Source organism: Blastococcus sp. CT_GayMR20 (assembly GCF_004570345.1).
The window spans coordinates 1-18,926 of the sequence record NZ_SPQM01000097.1; the positions used below are offsets into that span (position 1 = coordinate 1).

At 73.5% G+C, this 18,926-nt stretch carries 23 protein-coding genes and 1 tRNA gene; 14 read left to right on the forward strand and 10 right to left on the reverse strand.

Going from position 1 to position 18,926, the window contains the following annotated elements:
- The first annotated feature begins 138 nt into the window (after nt 1-138).
- Nucleotides 139-579: a site-specific integrase gene (locus E4P40_RS19080; RefSeq protein ID WP_135160082.1), complete on the forward strand. Its 441-nt coding sequence runs from the start codon at nt 139-141 to the stop codon at nt 577-579.
- Nucleotides 580-583: 4 nt separating this feature from the next.
- The gene (locus E4P40_RS19085; RefSeq protein ID WP_135160083.1) at nt 584-784 is read left to right on the forward strand and encodes a hypothetical protein; all 201 of its coding nucleotides are present in this window, start codon (nt 584-586) and stop codon (nt 782-784) included.
- Nucleotides 785-1,171: 387 nt separating this feature from the next.
- Here E4P40_RS19085 and E4P40_RS19090 read toward each other — a convergent pair.
- Nucleotides 1,172-1,252: transfer RNA gene (locus tag E4P40_RS19090), tRNA-Leu, on the reverse strand.
- Between the two features lie 46 nt (nt 1,253-1,298).
- Here E4P40_RS19090 and E4P40_RS19095 point away from each other — a divergent pair.
- Both E4P40_RS19095 and E4P40_RS19100 read left to right on the forward strand, forming a co-directional pair.
- The gene (locus tag E4P40_RS19095) at nt 1,299-1,571 is read left to right on the forward strand and encodes a DUF3618 domain-containing protein (RefSeq protein WP_245160439.1); all 273 of its coding nucleotides are present in this window, start codon (nt 1,299-1,301) and stop codon (nt 1,569-1,571) included.
- 10 nt (nt 1,572-1,581) lie between these two features.
- Nucleotides 1,582-2,079, forward strand: a complete 498-nt coding sequence (locus E4P40_RS19100; protein WP_135160084.1) for a DUF427 domain-containing protein — start codon at nt 1,582-1,584, stop codon at nt 2,077-2,079.
- Nucleotides 2,080-2,129: 50 nt separating this feature from the next.
- Here E4P40_RS19100 and E4P40_RS19105 read toward each other — a convergent pair whose 3' ends face one another.
- Complete coding sequence (locus E4P40_RS19105) at nt 2,130-2,747, reverse strand: TetR/AcrR family transcriptional regulator (RefSeq protein WP_135160085.1); 618 nt, start codon at nt 2,745-2,747, stop codon at nt 2,130-2,132.
- 136 nt (nt 2,748-2,883) lie between these two features.
- Between E4P40_RS19105 and E4P40_RS19110 the strand changes: the two genes are divergently transcribed.
- Nucleotides 2,884-4,014, forward strand: coding sequence for an EAL domain-containing protein (locus E4P40_RS19110; protein WP_135160086.1), 1,131 nt, complete (start codon nt 2,884-2,886; stop codon nt 4,012-4,014).
- On the opposite strand, the gene E4P40_RS19115 is transcribed toward E4P40_RS19110, so the two are convergent.
- Nucleotides 3,992-4,597, reverse strand: coding sequence for a histidine phosphatase family protein (locus E4P40_RS19115; protein ID WP_135160087.1), 606 nt, complete (start codon nt 4,595-4,597; stop codon nt 3,992-3,994). The genes E4P40_RS19110 and E4P40_RS19115 overlap by 23 nt on opposite strands.
- 58 nt (nt 4,598-4,655) lie before the next feature.
- Here E4P40_RS19115 and E4P40_RS19120 point away from each other — a divergent pair, with 58 nt between their 5' ends.
- Nucleotides 4,656-5,510 (forward strand): aldo/keto reductase, encoded by an 855-nt coding sequence (locus E4P40_RS19120; protein WP_135160088.1) that lies wholly within the window; start codon nt 4,656-4,658, stop codon nt 5,508-5,510.
- A 1-nt stretch (nt 5,511) separates the two neighbouring features.
- Here E4P40_RS19120 and E4P40_RS19125 read toward each other — a convergent pair whose 3' ends face one another.
- Nucleotides 5,512-5,964, reverse strand: a complete 453-nt coding sequence (locus E4P40_RS19125; protein WP_135160089.1) for an STAS domain-containing protein — start codon at nt 5,962-5,964, stop codon at nt 5,512-5,514.
- 177 nt (nt 5,965-6,141) lie between these two features.
- On the opposite strand from E4P40_RS19125, the gene E4P40_RS19130 reads away from it, so the two are divergent.
- The 3 genes from E4P40_RS19130 (at nt 6,142) to E4P40_RS19140 (ending at nt 9,557) form a co-directional block, all read left to right on the forward strand.
- A complete protein-coding gene (locus E4P40_RS19130) occupies nt 6,142-7,350 on the forward strand; it encodes an acyl-CoA dehydrogenase family protein (protein WP_135160090.1) in 1,209 nt (402 codons plus the stop codon).
- Complete coding sequence (locus tag E4P40_RS19135) at nt 7,347-8,012, forward strand: PaaI family thioesterase (RefSeq protein WP_135160091.1); 666 nt, start codon at nt 7,347-7,349, stop codon at nt 8,010-8,012. Before E4P40_RS19130 ends, E4P40_RS19135 begins: the two co-directional genes overlap by 4 nt.
- 63 nt (nt 8,013-8,075) lie before the next feature.
- On the forward strand, nt 8,076-9,557 hold the full coding sequence (locus tag E4P40_RS19140) for an ATP-binding protein (RefSeq protein ID WP_135160092.1): 1,482 nt from the start codon (nt 8,076-8,078) through the stop codon (nt 9,555-9,557).
- 7 nt (nt 9,558-9,564) lie between these two features.
- Here the strand turns inward: E4P40_RS19140 and E4P40_RS19145 are convergent, their stop codons facing one another.
- Nucleotides 9,565-10,683 carry an NAD-dependent epimerase/dehydratase family protein gene (locus tag E4P40_RS19145; RefSeq protein WP_135160093.1) on the reverse strand — a complete coding sequence of 373 codons (1,119 nt, stop codon included), beginning with the start codon at nt 10,681-10,683 and terminating at the stop codon, nt 9,565-9,567.
- Nucleotides 10,684-10,734: 51 nt separating this feature from the next.
- Between E4P40_RS19145 and E4P40_RS19150 the strand changes: the two genes are divergently transcribed.
- Nucleotides 10,735-11,085, forward strand: coding sequence for a VOC family protein (locus tag E4P40_RS19150; RefSeq protein ID WP_135160094.1), 351 nt, complete (start codon nt 10,735-10,737; stop codon nt 11,083-11,085).
- A gap of 5 nt (nt 11,086-11,090) precedes the next feature.
- Here the strand turns inward: E4P40_RS19150 and E4P40_RS19155 are convergent, their stop codons facing one another.
- Genes E4P40_RS19155 through E4P40_RS19165 form a run of 3 tightly spaced genes read right to left on the reverse strand, consistent with a single transcriptional unit; the run spans nt 11,091 to nt 13,013 of the window.
- Nucleotides 11,091-11,285, reverse strand: a complete 195-nt coding sequence (locus tag E4P40_RS19155; protein WP_135160095.1) for a DNA-binding protein — start codon at nt 11,283-11,285, stop codon at nt 11,091-11,093.
- 16 nt (nt 11,286-11,301) lie between these two features.
- Nucleotides 11,302-11,640, reverse strand: a complete 339-nt coding sequence (locus E4P40_RS19160) for a cytoplasmic protein (protein ID WP_135160096.1) — start codon at nt 11,638-11,640, stop codon at nt 11,302-11,304.
- Nucleotides 11,637-13,013: an MFS transporter gene (locus tag E4P40_RS19165; protein ID WP_135160097.1), complete on the reverse strand. Its 1,377-nt coding sequence runs from the start codon at nt 13,011-13,013 to the stop codon at nt 11,637-11,639. Before E4P40_RS19165 ends, E4P40_RS19160 begins: the two co-directional genes overlap by 4 nt.
- Before the next feature lie 95 nt (nt 13,014-13,108).
- On the opposite strand from E4P40_RS19165, the gene E4P40_RS19170 reads away from it, so the two are divergent.
- Genes E4P40_RS19170 through E4P40_RS19180 form a run of 3 tightly spaced genes read left to right on the forward strand, consistent with a single transcriptional unit; the run spans nt 13,109 to nt 14,269 of the window.
- A complete protein-coding gene (locus tag E4P40_RS19170) occupies nt 13,109-13,531 on the forward strand; it encodes an SRPBCC domain-containing protein (RefSeq protein WP_135160098.1) in 423 nt (140 codons plus the stop codon).
- A complete protein-coding gene (locus E4P40_RS19175; RefSeq protein WP_135160099.1) occupies nt 13,524-13,835 on the forward strand; it encodes a metalloregulator ArsR/SmtB family transcription factor in 312 nt (103 codons plus the stop codon). Before E4P40_RS19170 ends, E4P40_RS19175 begins: the two co-directional genes overlap by 8 nt.
- A complete protein-coding gene (locus E4P40_RS19180; protein ID WP_135160100.1) occupies nt 13,832-14,269 on the forward strand; it encodes an SRPBCC domain-containing protein in 438 nt (145 codons plus the stop codon). Before E4P40_RS19175 ends, E4P40_RS19180 begins: the two co-directional genes overlap by 4 nt.
- A 1-nt stretch (nt 14,270) precedes the next feature.
- Here the strand turns inward: E4P40_RS19180 and E4P40_RS19185 are convergent, their stop codons facing one another.
- A complete protein-coding gene (locus E4P40_RS19185) occupies nt 14,271-15,101 on the reverse strand; it encodes an alpha/beta fold hydrolase (RefSeq protein WP_135160101.1) in 831 nt (276 codons plus the stop codon).
- A 107-nt stretch (nt 15,102-15,208) separates the two neighbouring features.
- On the opposite strand from E4P40_RS19185, the gene idi reads away from it, so the two are divergent.
- The gene (gene idi / locus E4P40_RS19190; RefSeq protein ID WP_135160102.1) at nt 15,209-15,736 is read left to right on the forward strand and encodes an isopentenyl-diphosphate Delta-isomerase; all 528 of its coding nucleotides are present in this window, start codon (nt 15,209-15,211) and stop codon (nt 15,734-15,736) included.
- A 7-nt stretch (nt 15,737-15,743) separates the two neighbouring features.
- Here the strand turns inward: idi and E4P40_RS19195 are convergent, their stop codons facing one another.
- A complete protein-coding gene (locus tag E4P40_RS19195; protein WP_135160103.1) occupies nt 15,744-18,392 on the reverse strand; it encodes an EAL domain-containing protein in 2,649 nt (882 codons plus the stop codon).
- Between the last annotated feature and the right edge of the window lie 534 nt (nt 18,393-18,926).

Consider the following 18,926-nt stretch of genomic DNA (forward strand, 5'->3'; position numbering starts at 1 on the left):
GAACCACGAGGGACCTCCTGGGGTCTGGCTGGGTGCTTGGCGGCTCCCAAACCGAACCCGGAGGTCCCTCCTCACATCAAGCTCTGCCTCGACCAGAGGCCCTGCACCAACGTGTCCGACCAGTACACCTAAGTCGAGGTGAACGGCAAGATCGTGCCGGGGAAGCCGAAGACCCGAGGCGGGGAGCGCCGCATCGAGATCGACCCGCGCGTGGTCGAGGCCCTGACGGTCCACCAACTCCGGCAGGGCATCGAGCGGGACGAGCTGGGCCTCGCCGGTGCCGGCCTCCGCGTCTTCACCCGCGAGGACGGGACCGAGCTGCTGCCCTCCACGGTGACCCACCTGTTCCTCCGCCTCGGGCGGGAGGCCGGGCTGCGCCCGGTCCGCCTGCACGACCTCCGGCACGGCGCGGCGAGCCTCATGCTGGCCGCCGGGGTCGACGTCGCCGTGGTGAGCAAGGTGCTCGGTCACTCGTCGGTTGCGATCACGGCGGATGTGTACTCCCACCTGCTGCCCGGGGTAGGCCGGGCGGCGACCGCTGCCGCCGCTGCGCTGGTCCGTCCTCGCGCGACCGCCTGAGCCGATGGTCACCTTCCACCAGGCGCGGGCGTTCGTGGCGGCCGAGCTGGCAGCGGAGTGGCCGGCGCAGCTCGGCACGTTCCACGTCCTCGCCCGGGGCTACGAGGACGCCGAGGTGTTTCGGGTCATCGTCGGCGCGCGGGAGCACCTGATCGACGGGGACGCGGACTTCGTGGAGTTCGACGCCCCGACGATCATCGTGTAGAAGGCGACCGGGCACGTGTCTGCGCTGCCGTGGACCGAGGGCGTCTTCGGACGCTATGACCCTGACCGGATGAGTCCGGTCACCGACCCGGCGGGGCTGGACGGGTGACGCCGCCCGAGCGGCTGCCGGACGGCTCTATCCGGGTGCCCCGGCGTGCCGAAGGACCGGGCGGCCTCGTCGGAGACGGTGTCGACGTCCTGCGATCGGGTGACCCCGGCTATGCGGAGTGGGACGAGTGGATGCGCCTGCGGCCCTCGGACGACGAAGGCTGACCGCGCCCACTATGCGACCACCGGAAGACCCGATGCGCCCACAATGCGCCCACATGATCTTGATTACGCCGCTGCGGCTCCACTCCTACGAGAGAACCAGCAGGTCAGACCGTTGTGCGGGAGGCGGGAGTCGAACCCGCACGCCCGAAGGCACCAGATCCTAAGTCTGGCGTGGCTGCCGTTACACCACTCCCGCGTGGACCAGGAGTGTAGGAGTAGCCCGCCCGGGTGCCGTCGGAGCCGTGGACACGCCGGTCCGCGCATCGTCTGGCAGGCTGTCGCCCGTGCCTCGCGACCCACGACAGATCCAGCTGGAGATCGACGCCGCCCGCGAGTCGCTCGCCGCGACGCTGGACGAGATCACGTTCCGGACCAGCCCCAAGCGTTGGAAGGCCAAGGGCGTCGAAGCCGCGCAGCGCTTCCTGCAGACGCCGGCCGGCAAGGCGACGATCGGTGCGGCCGGTCTGTTCATCACGTTCGTCGTCGTCCAGAGGATCCGGCACCGCAACGATTGACCGCCCGACTGTGAGCCGCCCCCGCCCCGACCCCGTCGGACCCGGGCAGGAGTCCGTCTGGGACTACCCGCGACCACCGAGCGCCGAGGTGACCGGGCGCCGGGTCGTGGTCGAGCTGGGCGGCCGGGTCGTGGCCGACAGCACGAGGGCGGTCCGCGTCTGCGAGACCAGCCACCCGCCGGTCTACTACGTCCCCCGTGAGGACGTCGCCCCGGGCGTGCTCGAGCGCGGGACCGGAAGCTCGTGGTGCGAGTGGAAGGGTCCGGCGACCTACTGGGACGCCGTCGTCGACGGCCGGCGGGTGCCCCGGGTCGGCTGGTCCTACGAGGACCCGACGCCCGGCTTCGAGCACCTGCGCGGCGCCGTGGCCTTCTATCCCGGCCGGGTCGACCGCGCCCTCGTCGACGGCGAGGTCGTGCGCCCGCAGGCCGGGGGCTTCTACGGCGGCTGGATCACCGACGAGGTGGTCGGGCCCTTCAAGGGCGAGCCCGGCACGCTCGGCTGGTGACGGCCGAACGCCCCCTCCCGCGGACGGGAGAGGGCGCTCGGGACGGCAGGTCAGCCCGTGTGGGTGCGGACCAGCGGCATGACGACGGTCTCGAGGACCTCGTCGGCGTACGCGTCGTCCACTGCTTCGCCCGTGAGCAGCCAGCGCTGGACCATCAGCGCACTCGTCGTCTCGGCGACGACGGAGCCGGTCAGCCCGGGCTGCACCTCGCCGCGCTGCTCGGCCCGCGCCCAGATCTCGGCGTATGCCTCCCGCCAGACGGCCAGCGGGCCGTTGCGGAAGGCATCGGCGAGGGCGGGCTGGTGGGGGATCGTCGACAGCAGGGACAGCGTGGCTGCACCGGTCGGGCCGGTGATGAGCCCGACCATCTGGTGCATCATCTCGCGCAGGTCGCCCTCGACCGAGCCGGTGTCCGGCGTCGCTGCGTCCGCCCGGTTCAGGTCCGAGATCGTGTCGACCACGAGGTCCTGCTTGGTGCGCCACCGCCGGTAGATCGTCGCCTTGCCGACGCCGGCCTCCGACGCGACCGCGTCCATGGTAAGAGCGCCGTAGCCGACGTCGGCCAGGAGCCGCAGGATCGCGGCGCGGATCACCCCGTCCCGGCTCGGGTCGCGGGGGCGACCACCTCGGCTGGGGCGGGCGACTTCGGTCGCGGCGAGAACGGCCATGTGGCAGACCTTAGACACTAAAGATACGAACGTTCCAGAACTTCGGCTGTCAGTTACCCGTGGCGTCACCCGGACGGGCCGACGACCCGCCGCGCGCCTGTCCGCTCCGCGGCGGCCGGTCAGTCATCCTCCGGACGTGGGAACCATCTGCGGCGGGGTCTGTGGCTGCCGCCAGAACTGGGAGGTGCCCGGCCGCGCCGACCGTGCCCTGCTCGCGACGTCGATCGGGCACGTGCTGCCGACCGTCTCCCGGCTGGCCAAGGCGCTCGGGCTGACCGTCTACTCCTCGCCGAACCTGCTCGACATCCTCGACGACCGCGGCGGTCGCGGACTGGAGCGGCTGTTCCAGCGGCTCGCCCGTGAGCTCACGCAGGCCGAGACCGAGGCCGTGCGGGTCGTCACCGACCCCCCGGGTGAGGGGGCGGCCATGACCGCCCGGCTGCTCACCGCGCCCACCCTGGCCGTCGAGCTGGCGCGACGCGGGGTGACCGTCGAGGTCGGCGTGCTCGCCGAGGCGGAGTTCTGGTCGGCCTACCAGCCGATCGTGTCTCTGGCCGACCGCTCGGTGGTGGCACACGAGGCGCTGCTGCGCGGCGTGGTCGACGGGCGCGAGGTGGGCGGCGGCGACCTCTTCTTCGTCGCCGAGCAGGCGGGCTGGCTGCACCGCCTGGACCGCATCGGCCGCGAGTCCGCGATCGCCGGCGCAGTGCCCTGGCTCGGGGACGACGACCTGTTCGTGAACGTCAACCCGACGTCGATCCTCCGGCCGCAGGTCTGCCTGGCCAGCACCGAACGCGTCGTCCACGAGACCGGCATCGAACCGTCGCAGCTGGTGTTCGAGGTCGTCGAGTCGCACGCGATCGCCGACCGCGGCCACCTGGTCTCGATCCTCGACCACTACCGCTCGCTGGGCTGGCGGGTCGCCCTGGACGACGTCGGCGCCGGCTGGTCCAGCCTGTCGCTGCTGGCCGCCGTCCGGCCGGAGGTGGTCAAGCTGGACAAGGGGCTCGTGCAGGAACTGCCGGACGACGGGGCGCGCACCGTCCTCAAGGCGGTCACCGACCTCGCCCACCAGCTCGGGGCCGTCGTCGTGGCCGAGGGGATCGAGACCGAGCGGCTCGCCGAGGAGGTCACCGCGCTGGGCGCGGACATGGGCCAGGGCTGGCTCTTCGGCCGGCCGGTCCGGCCGGAGCCGCCGGTGGAGGAGCCCGAGGGCCGGTGGCAGCCGGTGGAGCGCCGGCCGGTCAGCGCTTCCCCCACCCGGTGAGCACCTGGCGCTCGCGGTCGTGCCCGAGGATGCCGTAGCTCCCGGCGGGTAGGGCGAACAGTGCGCCGTTCTCCGGCGGCAGGCCGAGCCAGCGGGCGGTCAGCACGCGGAGCACGTGCCCGTGGGCCACGAGCGCCACGTCGCCGTCGGGGAGCCGCTCCGTGACCTGGGCGAGCACCCGGTCCACGCGGACGGCCACGGCGGCCAGGGTCTCGCCGGGTGTGGCGCCCGGGATCGTCCCGTCGGTCCACAGCGTCCAGGGGTGCCCCAGCTCGGCCCGGATCTCCGTCGTCGTCCGGCCCTCGTAGCCGCCGTAGTCGACCTCGACGAGGTCCTCCTCGACCCGGGTCGGAACGAGCCCGGCAAGGTCGGCCGTCCGGCGGGCGCGCTGCCGAGGGCTCACCCACACCTCCACGAACCGGCGGTCGGCCAGCGACTTCTGCAGGTCCCTGGCCTGCTCCTCGCCTTCGGGCAGGAGCGGCAGGTCGGTCACGCTGGTGTGCTGGCCGCTGCGGCTCCACTCGGTCTGCCCGTGCCGCAGCACGATGATCTCCCCGACCCGCCCACCGACGACCTCGCCCATCCGGACATCGAACACGCTGGCGGGAACAGGCGCGCGGGATCGTGTGCTGGCCCATGGCATGACCACTGCGCAACTGAGCGACACCTTCGCCCTCGGCGGCGACCTGCCCGTCCACCGCCTCGGCTACGGCGCCATGCAGCTGCCGGGACCCGGCGTCTGGGGAGAGCCGGCCGACCGCGCCGCCGCCGTCCGCGTCGTCCGCGCAGCGGTCGAGCAGGGCGTCGACTTCCTCGACACCGCGGACTCCTACGGGCCCTTCGTGAGCGAGCAGATCATCGCCGAGGCCCTCCACCCCTACGGCGAGGACCTGGTCATCGGCACCAAGGCCGGCTTCACCCGGCAGGGGCCGGGCGTCTGGACGGCGCTGGGTCACCCGGCCTACCTGACGCAGCAGGTGGAGCTCTCGCTGCGCCACCTGGGGGTCGAGCGCATCGACCTGATGCAGCTGCACCGCATCGACCCCGCCGTGCCGCTGGCCGACCAGCTCGGCGCGTTCAAGGAGCTGCAGGAGCAGGGCAAGATCCGCCACATCGGGCTGTCCGAGGTCTCGGTCGACGAGCTCGAGGCCGCACGCCAGATCGTGGACATCGTCAGCGTGCAGAACCTCTACAACCTCACCAACCGGCAGTCACAGGACGTCCTGGACCACGCCACCGCGCACGGCATCGCGTTCATCCCGTGGTTCCCGATCGCGACCGGCGACCTGGCCGCACCGGACAGCCCCGTCGCCGACATCGCCCGCGAGCTCGGCGCCACACCGTCCCAGGTCGCCCTGGCCTGGCTGCTGCAGAAGTCGCCCGTCGTCCTGCCGATCCCCGGTACGAAGTCGGTCGAGCACCTCACCGAGAACCTCGGCGCGGCCGGTCTCGAGCTCTCCGACGAGGACATGACCCGGCTGGACTCGCTGGCCTGAGTCAGGCCCTCGGGGCTCCGGCCACGAGCGAGTAGGCACTCGGCGCGGGCACGGCGTGCCCGCTCACCGGGCGGCGGGCGACGGACCTCGTCCGTCGCCCCTCCGACGGCAGGGGCGCCGGCCGCGGACGGTCGGTCAGCGGGCCGTCGAGCAGCAGGGCGCCGGCCAGATTCGCCATCCCGATCAGCCGGCGGGTTCCGGGCAGCGCGCCCACGATCCGGCACGCGCGCCCGCCGGCCGCCAGCTCGCTCGTGAACTCGGCGAGCGCGCTCAGTCCCGACGAGTCCCAGAACCGCGCGCCGGCCAGATCGACCACGACCTGGCGGGTACGGAGCGCCGCGGCGCGCGCCAGCGCGTCGGTCACGACGGGAGCGGTGGAGAGGTCGGCGTCGCCGGTCAGGCGGACGACGACCCGGTCCGGAGCGGGGACGAGGGCGGCGGTGAGCTGGGGCACGGGGCCTCCGGCGACTCGGCGACAGCTGACTGCCCGTGGCTCGACAGTCGCTGATGACCCTAGGTCGTCGCCCGCCTACTCCACAACGCAGAGCGACCAATTGCATGCGTGGAGTTTCCAAATCCGCAGGTAGACCCCGCTGCCCCGGCACCTCCCGTCAGCCGTCACCATGGCCGCGTGGACGCTGAGGACTTCCGTCAGGTCAGGGGCGCCGTGCGCCAGCTCGTGCGGGAGTCCGTCGTGCCCCGCGAGGAGCAGATCGAGGACGAGGACCGCATCCCCGACGACCTCAGGGCGCAGGTCGCCGACATGGGGCTGTTCGGGTACGCGCTGCCCGAGGAGTACGGCGGGCTCGGCGTGACCATGAGCGAGGACGTCCGACTCGCCTTCGAGTTCGGCTACACCACCCCGGCCTTCCGGTCGCTGTTCGGCACCAACAACGGCATCGCCGGTCAGGTCATCGCCAAGTTCGGCACCGACGAGCAGAAGAAGGCCTACCTGCCGCGGCTGGCCGCCGGCGACCTCATCGCCTCCTTCGCGCTGACCGAGGCGGAGGCCGGCTCCGACCCCGCGGGCCTGCGGACCAGTGCCCGACGGGACGGCGACGGATGGGTCGTCAACGGCAGCAAGCGCTACATCACCAACGCGCCGCTGGCCGACCTGTTCGTCGTCTTCGCCCGCACCGACCCGGCCGAGCGCGGCGGACGCGGGATCTCCAGCTTCGTGGTCGAGACCGCGACGCCGGGCGTCTCCGTCGGTCCGAAGGACAAGAAGATGGGGCAGTCCGGCGCCTGGACGGCCGAGGTGTTCTTCGACGACGTCCGCGTCGGTCCCTCGGGGCTGATCGGCGAGGAGGGGCGCGGGTACTCGAAGGCCCTGACGGTGCTCTCCCGCGGCCGGCTGCACATCGCCGCGCTGTGCGTCGGCATGGCCCAGCGGGTGCTCGACGAGTCGGTGGCGTACGCGGCGACCGCGAAGCAGGGTGGTGCACCGATCGGCCGGTTCCAGCTCGTGCAGGGGATGCTCGCCGACATGCACGCCGAGCTCCTCGCCGGGCGCAGCATGGTGCGTGAGGTCGCCGCCCGGTACGACAGCGGCGAGGACACCTCCGTCGGCCCGTCGTCGGCGAAGCTGTTCTGCACCGAGATGGTCGGCCGGGCGGTCGACAAGGCGGTGCAGATCCACGGCGGCATGGGCTACCTGAGGACGACGCCCGTCGAGCGCTTCTACCGCGACGCGCGGCTGTTCCGCCTCTACGAGGGGACCAGCGAGGTGCAGCGGGTCATCGTCGGCGGCGCGCTGCTGCGCGAGGCCGGCATGAGAACGGACCCTCCTGCCCCCCACCCCTCGCACGCTCGGGGCGGGTCCCTGCAGGAGGGCCGGTGAGTCCGGACGAGCGGGTCGTGCGCCGCGACGCCGTCGGCGAGCTGGGTGCAGCCCTGCGGGACCTGGTCGACGCCGCCGTACGTACCGAGGTGCCGCTCGAGGAACTGGGTGCCGCCACGGCGGCCGCCCGCGAGCTCGCCGCCCGCCTGCGGGCGGAGACGCGCGGACTGCACGACATCGCAGGAGTCGACGACCCGGAGACCGGCGAGCGCTGGTACAGCCCCGTCTACGGCCCGGGGAACCCGATCGCACCGCCGCTGGTGCCCACCGACTCCGCCGACGGCCGCGCCACCGGCCGCGTGACGCTGGGCAAGCCGCACGAGGGCCCGCCCGGACTGGTGCACGGGGGCGTGGTGGCCACCCTGCTCGACCACGTGCTGGCCCGGGCGGTCCGCGCGGCGGGCCGCGGCGGCCTGACCGCGACGCTGACGGTGACCTACCGGCGACCGGTGCAGCTCGGGATCCCACTCGTCCTGGCGGCCGAGACGGGGGAGGTCGACGGGCGGCGGACCACCGCACGCGCGCGGCTGACCCCCGAGGACGACCCAGGGACGACGCTGGCCGAGGCCGAGGGGCTGTTCGTGGCGCTGCGCCCCGAGCGGGCCGCCGACGTCTTCGCGCCGACGGGCCGGGACGTCGCGGCCTGGACCAGCCGCACCTGAAACCGGCGGCTGATCCCGCGGAGTTCCGCTACCGTCCGCCTCCCGCGATCCCGGAGGTATCCCGTGACCGAACAATTCGGATGGTCCCCCTACGGCCCGCTCCCGTCGACCGTGGCCCTCGGCGGGACCGATCGCGAGGACGACCTCCGGCCCGAGCTGGCCGACGTCGGCCGGCTCGCCCGGCGGGGACTGCGCGCGGTGATCGGCGCCGCGCGGGCCGAGGATCGGCCGCGCCTGTCGCGGATGCTCGCCGAGCACCTGGGTGCGGGTGCCGGTGCGCTCGACGTCGTCGAGGAGACCTGGCCGGGGTACGACCACGTGAACGTGCAGGCCGGGCTCGACGCCTGGGTCGCCGAGCCGGTCCGCAGCGCGGAGCTCGTCGGCGTCGCGAGCTTCCAGGGCGTGATGTTCGGCCTCGGCGACCTGCTCGCCGGCGGCCGCCAGGAGGACATGCACGGGCTGCGCCCGGGCAACCCGGCCAGCGTCAACCTCGCCTGCGGCCCGGACGGCGCCGTGCGCGCGTGCATCCGGTGCGGGGTGTACCTGGTGACCGAGGGGGAGACGCGCACCGCCGTGCTGCTGCGCGGTGCCGCGCCCGAGTTCGGGCAGGACTCCGTCTCGGTGCAGGTCATGAGCACCGACCCCTCGGCCGCGACCCGGGCGGCGACCGACATCCGGCAGGCGGCGCTGGACCACAACGTCTTCCGGGGCCAGGTGCTCTCGTTCGGGGTGGAGGTGTTCGGGCACGGCCGGACGCTGCTGCAGTTCCACCGCCGGCCCGTCATGACGGCCGACCAGCTGGTCCTGGCGCCGGACACGCTCGCGGAGATCCAGCGGCAGGTCGTGGAGGTGGCCCGTCACAAGGAGCGGCTGCTCGCCATGGGCCAGCACCTCAAGCGGGGACTGCTCCTCTACGGCCCTCCGGGGACCGGGAAGACGCACACCGTCCGGTACCTCACCAGCACGCTGGCGGGCACGACCGTTCTCCAGCTGACCGGCAACGCGCTGCACCTGATCAGCCAGGCCTGCTCGGTGGCCCGGGCCCTGCAGCCGGCGATGCTCGTCATCGAGGACGTCGACCTCATCGCCGAGGACCGCGGGATGCACCCCGGCCAGCACCCGCTCCTGTTCCAGCTGCTCAACGAGATGGACGGGCTGGCCGAGGACGCCGACGTCGTCTTCGTCCTCACCACCAACCGGGCGGACCTGCTGGAGCCGGCCCTCGCCGAGCGCCCGGGCCGGGTGGACCAGGCCGTGGCGCTCGAGCTGCCCGACGCCGACGCCCGCCGGGCGCTCTTCGAGCTCTACCGGGGGCCGCTCGAGGTCGACACCTCCGGCCTGGACGACGTCCTCGCCCGGACCCAGGGCGTGACGGCGTCGTTCCTCAAAGAGCTGCTGCGCCGCGCGGCCCTGCTGGCGGCCACCCGCACCGCCGAGGACGACCGGCTCACGGTGTCGGCGGCCGACCTGACGGCGGCGCTGGACGAGCTGCTGGACACCCGCAACGCGATGACCCGGACGCTGCTGGGCAGCACGCCCGGCTGACCAGCGGTCAGCTCGCCCGCGGTCCGGGGGTGTTCGCGGGGTCGCCGGCGGGGTCGAGGGTCGGTCCGCCCGCCGGGTGGAAGAGCGGTCCCGGCGCGCCCTCGCCGCGGCCCAGCGCGGCGACGAACTGCAGGAGCACCTCGTCGCTGCGGTGGGCCGGCGACCAGTCCAGCAGCCTCCGGGCGCGGGTCGTGTCGAGGGCGGGCACCTGCGTGCCGATGTCGACCCAGCCCGGCTCCGTCGGCACGACGTGCGCGGCGAAGGCGGCCTGCAGCGCCGTCCGGACGGCGAGCGCCGGCATCGGGATGCGCACGGTGCCGAGCGTGCGCGCCAGCAGGTCGGCGTCCAGGAGCGGCTCGGCGGCGAGGTTGAACGGACCGGGCGCGCGGCGGTCGAGCATCCGCACGATCGCGTCCGCGACGTCGTCGGAGTGCACGAACGACAGCGCCAGGCGCGGCAGCGGCAGGGGCAGCAGTCGCGCCACCGCACCGGGCAGCAGCCGGGCGGCGCCGAAGAGCACCGGCCCGAGGAAGTAGCGGCCGATCTCGCTGCCGGCCGACGGCTGCAGCACCAGTGTCGGCCGGACGACGGTCAGCGTGATCTCCGGGTGCCGGGACAGGACGGTGCGCACCTCGCGCTCGGCGGCGGACTTGTCGCGGCTGTACTGGGCGCTCGGGATGCCGGTGGTCGGCCAGTCCTCGGTGACCCGTTGCCCGACCGCCCCGGCCGCGTAGGCGCCGATCGAGGACATGTGGACGAACTGGCGGACACCCGCGGCGGCCGCGGCGCGGGCCACGCGCAGGGTGCCCTCGACGTTGACGCGGTGCAGGTCGTCGGGACGCCGTCCCGGCTGCAGGGCCCAGGCGAGGTGGACGACGGCGTCGGCACCGCCCACGAACTCGGCGATCTCGGCCTCGCTCGCGGGCTCGCCCAGGTCGGCGAGGTGCCACCGGACGCCCGTGTAGGGCGCCACCTCGGGCGGGCGGCGGCGGGCGAGCGCGCGGATCTCGGCCACGCCGCCGGCCGGGTCGGTCAGCCGCCGCAGCAGGGCGGTGCCGACGTTGCCGCTCGCGCCGGTGACGGCGACTTTCATGCCGCGGAGGTGGTCGGGGGTGAGCTCAGCCATCCCTTGCCGCTACCCGGGTCCTTGGGCCGCAACCGGGCGTAGGTTCCGCTGGTGATCAGGGGCGCGCACGTGATCCTGTACAGCAGCGACGCCGAGGCGGACCGGGCCTTCCTCCGGGGCCTGCTCGGCCTGGGCGAGGTCGACGCCGGGGGTGGCTGGCTGATCCTGCAACTGCCACCGGGCGAGGTGGCGGTGCACCCGGCCGAGACGTCCGGCGCGGTCGAGCTCTACCTGGTCTGCGACGACGTCGACGGCACGGTGGCCCAGCTGGCCGAACGCGGCGTGGTCTTCGAGGGGCCGGTCTCCGACCAGGGCTGGGGGCGGCTCACGACCATCCGGCTGCCCGGCGGTGGGCGGCTCGGTCTCTACGAGGCGCGCCACCCGACCGCCTTCGACCTCTGAGGCGGTCAGCCGAACGACAGACCGCGCTCGGCCAGTGCCTCGCGGAGGATCCGCAGGGCCCTGGGGCCCACGCCGTGCAGCTGCCCCAGCTCGCGCTCGGGCACGCCGGCGAGCTGGTCGAGCCGGGTGTACCCGGCCAGGCGCAGCGCGCCTGTGGCGGGGGCGCCGATGCGGGGGAGGTCGGAGTCCGCGGTGGGCACGCAGTCATCCTGCCGGTCAGTCGGGTCCGAGGTACACGTCGTCGGGCTGGTCCGGCGCCGGCTCCTTCAGCTCCACGAAGATCGAGTGGGTCGGGGTGTCGCCGGTGTTCTCGCCGCGGTGCTGCTGCGCGGGGACCCAGGCCGTCGTCCCTGCGGAGATCTCGACGTCCCGCTGGGCGTCCCCGTGGAAGAGGCGCCTGCGGAACGAGCTCAGCGTGTACATGACGCTGTCCGGGTGTTCGTGCACCGTGGTGCTGTCGCCGGGACTGTCGGTGTACTCGAGCACCCGCACGCGGTCGTTCTCGAAGACGACCTTGTAGTGCTGCGGGTTGGTCTCAGCGGGGTCGAGGTTCATGCGCCCTGATCGTGCTCGCGCCCGGCCGCGCTGACCAGGTCTTCCGCCGCGGGTGGTTCGTCGTCCAGGGCCCGGCCGCGACGCTCGGGCAGGCCCCACGTGGCGAGCGCACCGAGCAGGAAGAAGGCCGCGAACGTGCCGAAGACCAGGCCGGTCCCGCCGGCGTCCAGCAGCGGTGGCACGCACAGCGGGGCGGCGATCGACGCCAGCCGGCCGAACCCGGCGGCGGCCCCGGCCCCCGTCGCGCGGAGCACCGTCGGGTAGACCTCCGGCGTCACGGCGTACAGCGCGCCCCAGGCGCCGAGGTTGAAGAAGGACAGCACCATGCCGGTGACCAGCACCGTGGCCTCGCCGTCGGCCTGGGCGAACATGCCGGCCCCGGCCGCGGAACCGACCAGGAAGACCGCCAGCGTGGGACGCCGACCCCACTTCTCGATGAGGAAGGCGGCCACCGCGTAACCCGGGAGCTGCGCCAGCGTGATGACGAGGGTGAAGCCGAAGGACCGGACGAGCGAGAAGCCCTGGGCGACGAGCAGCGTGGGCAGCCAGATGAAGGCGCCGTAGTAGGCGAAGTTGACGCTGAACCACACGATCCACAGAGACGCCGTGCGCAGGCGGCTGCCCACCGCCCACAGGGCCCGCGGGCCGGGGGAGTGCACCGGCCGGGGGAGCGGCGACTCGACGGCGGCCACCCCGGCCGCCCGTTCGAACCGCCGGACGGCCGCCTCGGCCTCCTCCACGCGGCCACGGGCCTCGAGGTACCGCACCGACTCGGGCAGTCCGCGCCGGACGACGACGGCGTACAGCGCGGGAAGCGCGCCGATGGCCAGCGCCCAGCGCCACCCGTCGTCGCTGCGGGGGACGACGAAGTAGCCGATGAGGGCCGACAGCGTCCAGCCCACCGCCCAGAAGGCCTCGAGCAGCACGACCACGCGACCGCGCACCCGCGCCGGGGCGAACTCGCTGACCAGGGTGGACGCCACCGGCAGCTCCGCGCCGAGGCCCAGTCCGATGAGGAAGCGGAAGACGAGCAGGGCGCCGACCGACCACGACAGGGCGGCGGCACCCGTCGCCAGCCCGAAGATCAGCAGCGTGGTGGCGAACACCTGGCGCCGTCCGTAGCGGTCGGCGAGCAGACCGCCGAGGGTGGCGCCCAGGGCCATCCCGACGAACCCGATGGAGCCGATCCACGACAGCTCGGTCGGCGACAGCTGCCACTGCACGGCCAGCGCGGCCATCACGAACGAGATCAGGCCGACGTCCATGGCGTCCAGCGCCCAGCCGAGACCCGACCCGACCACCAGCCGGCCGTGCTCACGGGTGAAGGGCAGCCGGTCGAGCCGTTCGGCCCGGGGAAGCGGAGGAACGGTCATGGCGAAAGTCTGGCAACGAGCGGTGGCGGCCGCGCCCTGGCGCCTCGGTAACCTGTGGGTTACGGTAACGCCGAAGTTACCGAGAAGGGCGGGCCGTGAAGCACTACGAGGCGTCCGCGCAGATCGCCGCTCCGCCGGAGGCGGTCTGGGCCGTGCTCACCGACGGCGCCGGCTGGTCGTCGTGGGACTCGGGCGTGACCGGTGTCGAGGGGCGGATCCAGCCGGGGGAGAAGGTCACCATCCGGTCGGAGGCCTCTCCCGGGCGGGCCTTCCCCGTCGAGGTGACCACGTTCGAGGCCCCGCGCCGGCTGGAGTTCACCGGCGGCATGCCGCTCGGCCTGTTCCGCGGGGTGCGCACGTACACGCTCACGCCGACCGGCAGCGGCACCCGGTTCGACATGCGCGAGGAGTACACCGGTCCGCTGCTCGGCCTGGTCTGGCGGTCGATGCCGGATCTGCAGCCGTCCTTCGACCGGTTCGCGGCGGGGCTCAAGGCCCGTGCCGAGTCCGGTGCCTGAGCCGGCGCGCGACCCGTTCGAGACGCTGGGCGACCCGAACCGGCGCGCGATCCTCGGCCTCCTCGGGACCGACGGCCGTTCGGTGCAGCAGATCGCCGAGGCACTGCCGATCAGCCGGCCGGCGGTGTCCCGCCACCTGCGCCTGCTCAAGGAGGCCGGCTTCGTCGTGGAGGAGCCCCAGGGCACCCGGCGGATCTACCGGCTGCACGACGAGGGGCTCGCCGCGGTGCACGCCTACCTGGAGCGGGTGTGGGGTGAGGCCGGGGCGCGTTTCCGGTTGATGGCCGAGAACACCGAGCCGTGACCGAGCCGCTGCGCCTCACGCTGGACGTCGCCTGTCCCGCCGACCACGCGTTCGCCGTCTGGACCTCGGGCATCGGCACCTGGTGGCCGGCCGACCACACGGTCACCGGCGAGGACGGGCTGGACGTCGTCCTCGAGCCACGGGTCGGTGGCCGCATCTTCGAGCGGACCTCCGCCGGCATCGAGCACGTCTGGGGTGAGATCACGCGGTGGGATCCGCCGTCCCGGCTGGACTACCTGTGGTTCCTGCGGGCCGACCGCACCGACGCCACCGACGTCTCGATCGCGTTCGTCCCGGTCGGCGAGGGCCGGACGCGCGTCGAGATCACCCACTCCGGCTGGGAGCGCCTGGGCACGCGCGGGGGCGCCTGGCGCGACCGGAACCACCAGGGCTGGTCCACGCTCCTGCCGCACTACGAGGCGGCGGTCGGCTGACTCAGGCGGTGCGCACGTGGGCGGTGACCAGCTCCGCGACGCGGTCGGGGGCGAGCTCGGGGACCCAGTGCGTCACGTCGTCCAGCACCTCGAGCCGGTAGGGGGCGTCGACGTACTGCCGCGTGGCCTCGGTGCAGGTCCGGCCGAGGAAGGCGTCGCCGGTGCTCCAGATGTGCAGGGTCGGCACGCGGACCGTGCCGACAGGGTCGCGGCCGCCCCACGGGAGCGCGCGGTACCAGCCCAGCGCCGCGGAGAGGGCGCCCGGCTCGCGCATCCGCCCGACGTAGTGGGTGGCTGCCTCCTTCGACAGCCCACCGCTCCGCAGCATGCGGCGCAGCGGGTTGCCGCCGCCGGAGAGCAGGAGGCGCTCGGGCAGCAGCGGGAGCTGGAACAGCCCCACGTACGCCGACCGCAGCGCCTGGTCGCTGATCACCATCGCCTTGGCCATCGCCGCGGGGTGGGGCACCGAGATGGCGGTCAGCGTGCGCACGCGGTCGGGGTGCCAGGCGCCGAGCGCCCAGGCGACGTTGGCGCCCCAGTCGTGCCCGACGACGTGCGCCGTCTTCAGGCCGGCGGCGTCCAGGAGCGCCATGACGTCGGCCGTCGTCTCCCGCAGCGTGTAGTGGCGACGCCCGCGCGGCCGGGCCATGGGGGAGTAGCCCCGCTGGTCGGGGGCCAGGGTGCGCAGCCCGGCCTGGTGCAGCGCCGGGCTGACGTGCTTCCAGGCGGTCGCGTCCTGGGGGAAGCCGTGCAGCAGGATGACCGGCTCGCCGTCCTGTGGCCCCCCGTCCACCACGTCGAACGTCAACCCGTCCCGCCGAAAGCTGTCCACGCACCAGATGCTGCCTTGAGAAGGGATGTCGCGACGAGCGGGGGGCCGGAGGCTCCCCCGACGAGGGACGGCCGCGGTCGTCGTCCCGGAGGGACGACAATGGATGAATGGAGCTGATCGTTCTGGTGGACGACGAGGGTCGGGCGATCGGCGAGATGCCCAAGCCGCTGGTCCACCACGGCGAGACGCCGCTGCACCGTGCCTTCTCCGCCTACCTCTTCGACGAGGCCGGCCGGTTGCTCATCACGCGGCGGGCCGACGACAAGGCGACGTTCCCCGGGATGTGGACCAACACCGTCTGCGGCCACCCCGGCCCGGGTGAGGACGACGCCGACGCGATCGCCCGCCGGGCAGAGTTCGAGCTGGGGCTGGGCGTCGCCGACGTCCGTCCCGCCCTGCCCGGGTACCGCTACCGAGCGGAGTTCCGCGGCGTCGTGGAGAACGAGATCTGCCCCGTGTACCTGGGCCGCTTCACCGGGTCGCCCGCCCCGGACCCCACCGAGGTGGGGGAGTGGGCGCTCCTCGACTGGGCGGCGTTCCGCGAGCGGCAGGAGTCCGAGGGCGACGCCTGGTCGCCGTGGTGCCGGGAGCAGGCGCGGCTGATCGAGGAGGCCGGGCTGGTTCCGTCGAGCTGAGCGGAGCTCAGTTCGCGGGGGCCATCTCCGGCTCGGCGTCGTCGCCCCGGCCGAGGGCCAGCTGCTCGCGCGGCAGGATGATCTCCGAGACCAGCGACGCCGACATGACGGCGCTGACCGCGTCGGCCTCGATCGGCCGCGAGAACAGGTAGCCCTGCGCGATGTCGCACCCGAGGGCGGCGACGGTCTCCGACTGCTGGGTGGTCTCGATGCCCTCGGCCACGGTGAGCAGTCCGAGGGTGCCGGCCAGCTCCACGATCGCGCGGGTGATGACGTCGTCGTGGGCGTCGCGGCCGAGGCCGTCGACGAACTCACGGGCGACCTTGAGCATGTCGATCGGGAACCGGCGCAGATAGGCCAGCGACGAGTAGCCGGTGCCGAAGTCGTCGATCGCGATCCGCACGCCGAGGCCCTTGAGCAGCCACAGGGTGGCCGCCGCGGCGTCGCGGTCGTGCATCAGCACGGTCTCGGTGATCTCCAGGACCAGGCGCCGCGGCTCGAGGCCGGACGCGGCGAGGGCCGCGCCGACCTGCTCGACGATCTGCTCGTCGCCCACCTGGCGCGCCGACAGGTTCACGGTGACCAGGAGGTCCTCCTGCTCGGGCGACTCGGCGACCCAGCGGGCGGCCTGGCGGCAGGCGTCGTTGAGGACGAGCTCGCCGATCTGGGTGATCAGGCCGCTCTCCTCGGCGAGGGTGATGAACTGGTCCGGGGACCGCAGCCCGTCCGTCGGGTGCTCCCAGCGGACCAGTGCCTCCGCGCCGATGGGCCGGCCGGTGCGCATGTCGATGAGCGGCTGGTAGACCGTGCGGAGCTCGCCGTTGGCGATGGCCGCGGCCAGCTCGGACGCCGAGTCCTTGCGGGTCGTCGTGGAGTTGCCCAGGCCCGGCTCGTACACCAGGAAGTCGCTGCCCAGCGAGCGCTTGGCCGCGTACATCGCGATGTCGGCGTGCCGGACGAGCGTGTCGGCGTCCGGGTAGTCCTGGTCGCCGAGCGCGACGCCGATGCTGGCGCCGACGGTGGTGACGACGCCCTCGCCGAGCAGGACGGGGACGTCCAGCTGGGCGCGGATGCGGTCCACGACGCGGGCGACGCCGAGCCGGTCGATCGGCCCGTTGAGCAGGACGACGAACTCGTCACCGCCGAGGCGGGCCGCGGTGTCGGCCGGGCGCAGGCAGCCGCGGAGGCGGTCGGCGACTGTGCGCAGGAGCATGTCGCCGGCCTCGTGGCCGAAGGTGTCGTTGACCGGCTTGAAGCCGTCGAGGTCCAGGTAGAGGACCGCCGGCCAGATGCGCGTGCGCCCGGCCGTGTCGACGGCGTGCCGCACGCGGTCCAGGAACAGGGTGCGGTTGGGCAGCCCCGTCAGGGGGTCGTGCAGCGCCTGGTGCCGCAGCTGCTCCTTGAGGTCGGTGACCTGGCGGAGGTTCTCCTCCAGCCGGCCCCGCTCGAGCGAGGTCGCCACGTGGCGCGCGAAGGTGTCGAGCAGCGCGAGGTCGCTCGAGCTGAACGTCGTCACGTCGCCGAGCCGGCCACCCACGAGCAGCAGGCCGTGGACGCGGTCGTCGGTGCGCAGCGCGGCGGCCATCGCGTCCTTCAGCCCGCGGCTGGCGGCATAGCCGTCCAGGTGCTGCTGTCCCCGGCTGTTGCCGGTGCGCGTGGTGAGCGCACCGGACGCCGAGGCCAGGCGGAGCAGGCGGTTGTGGTCCTCGAGGTCGTCGAGCGGCGCCATGACCACGGCGTCGTCGCCCTCGCGGCTGCGGCTGACGGTCGCGCCCTCGAGCCCGGCGGGGCCGAGCAGCACGAGCTCGGCCATCTCGGCACGGAACGCCGAGCGGACCGACGCGAGGAAGTCGCCCAGGGCCTCCTGGCTGTCGCCGCTGTGCAGCAGCTGGGTGACCTCGTGCAGCAGGCGGAGGTTCTCCTGCTGCTCGCGGGCACCGGTGTAGGCGCGGTAGGCCGCGACGATGAGGAACGTCGGCAGCGCCAGCAGGGCCAGCGCCGCCGGGTCGGTGACCGCCGACCGGGCGAGCACCAGGCCCACCGCGGCCGAGCCCAGCGTGAAGGGCAGGGACAGCGCCAGCATCTCCAGGAGCGGTGCCAGGTGGGCCCGCCCCTCGGAGAGGCTGATGACGGCGAAGATGCAGAGGTCCGCGGTCACGGTGATGACGAGGACGGCGATCAGCGCCGCCAGCCAGTCCCACATCCCGACGGAGTGCGAGAGCCCGGCGAAGACGATGGTGGCCAGGGAACCGCCGAGGGCGGAGATGGCCACGTTGAAGGCCAGCTTGATGCCCCGCTGCCGGCGCTGGACGACCAGGGTGATGCCGAAGCCCAGCACCTGGGCCATCACCAGCTCACGCGGGGTCGCGAGGAGCAGGCCGGCGCCCAGGACGAGGTCGCCCATGGAGAAGGTGTGCGCCTCGCGCTGCCACTGGACGTGGACGACCAGGGCCTCGCTCAGCGTGAACGCCACCGCCCAGAGCACCCACGGCAGGGTCACGGCCGTGGGGGCGTCGGGCAGCGAACGGACGACGAGGACGAACAGGGCCACCGCGATCGCAGCCACGGTCGCCGTGAGCAGCGTGATCCGCTGGGCCGGGCCGAGGCGGAACCGCCGCGGCGCAGCCGGAGCGAGGCCGTCCGTGATCGCCGTCATCGCGTGCCGCCCAGTCCGTGGGCGCTGCCGGGCTCCGGTCCGTCGACGGCGGGCACGGGCCGCTCAGCGGCGTCGCCGACCTGGGTCGTCGTCTGCTCGTTGCTGCTCATTCCGTGCACCTCCTTCTCCAGCCGTGGTCCGCACATCCGTGTGTGCCGTTGATGTCGGCACCCACCTGGGGGTTCTTGACGTTTGACGTACCGCCGGCGCCCGCCTTTCCCCCCAGCGGGTGAGGCGCCTCCGGCAGACGGCAGAGACACCACCGCCCGGAGTCCCACGGCTACGTGCCGAGGAGCTCCGGGCGGTGGTGCACCTGTCGTTCGGGGGTGGTGGTGGACGGCGCGGGGGCGCCGTCCACCACCGGTCGGGGCTTACGCCCACTCGCCTCCGGACCAGCTCATGCCGGACCAGCTCATGCCGGACCAGGACATGCCCGACCACGACATGCCGCTCCAGCTCATGCCGGACCAGGACATGCCCGACCACGACATGCCGCTCCAGCTCATGCCGGACCAGGACATGCCCGACCACGAC

What these genes read in the sequence shown, in the direction of transcription:
- E4P40_RS19105 (WP_135160085.1), bottom strand. Translation starts at nt 2,747, where the DNA reads ATGGCCGTTCTCGCCGCGACCGAAGTCGCCCGCCCCAGCCGAGGTGGT.
- idi (WP_135160102.1), top strand. Translation starts at nt 15,209, where the DNA reads ATGGAGCTGATCGTTCTGGTGGACGACGAGGGTCGGGCGATCGGCGAG.
- E4P40_RS19195 (WP_135160103.1), bottom strand. Translation starts at nt 18,392, where the DNA reads ATGACGGCGATCACGGACGGCCTCGCTCCGGCTGCGCCGCGGCGGTTC.
- E4P40_RS19165 (WP_135160097.1), bottom strand. Translation starts at nt 13,013, where the DNA reads ATGACCGTTCCTCCGCTTCCCCGGGCCGAACGGCTCGACCGGCTGCCC.
- E4P40_RS19115 (WP_135160087.1), bottom strand. Translation starts at nt 4,597, where the DNA reads ATGGGCGAGGTCGTCGGTGGGCGGGTCGGGGAGATCATCGTGCTGCGG.
- E4P40_RS19120 (WP_135160088.1), top strand. Translation starts at nt 4,656, where the DNA reads ATGACCACTGCGCAACTGAGCGACACCTTCGCCCTCGGCGGCGACCTG.
- E4P40_RS19160 (WP_135160096.1), bottom strand. Translation starts at nt 11,640, where the DNA reads ATGAACCTCGACCCCGCTGAGACCAACCCGCAGCACTACAAGGTCGTC.
- E4P40_RS19145 (WP_135160093.1), bottom strand. Translation starts at nt 10,683, where the DNA reads ATGGCTGAGCTCACCCCCGACCACCTCCGCGGCATGAAAGTCGCCGTC.
- E4P40_RS19085 (WP_135160083.1), top strand. Translation starts at nt 584, where the DNA reads ATGGTCACCTTCCACCAGGCGCGGGCGTTCGTGGCGGCCGAGCTGGCA.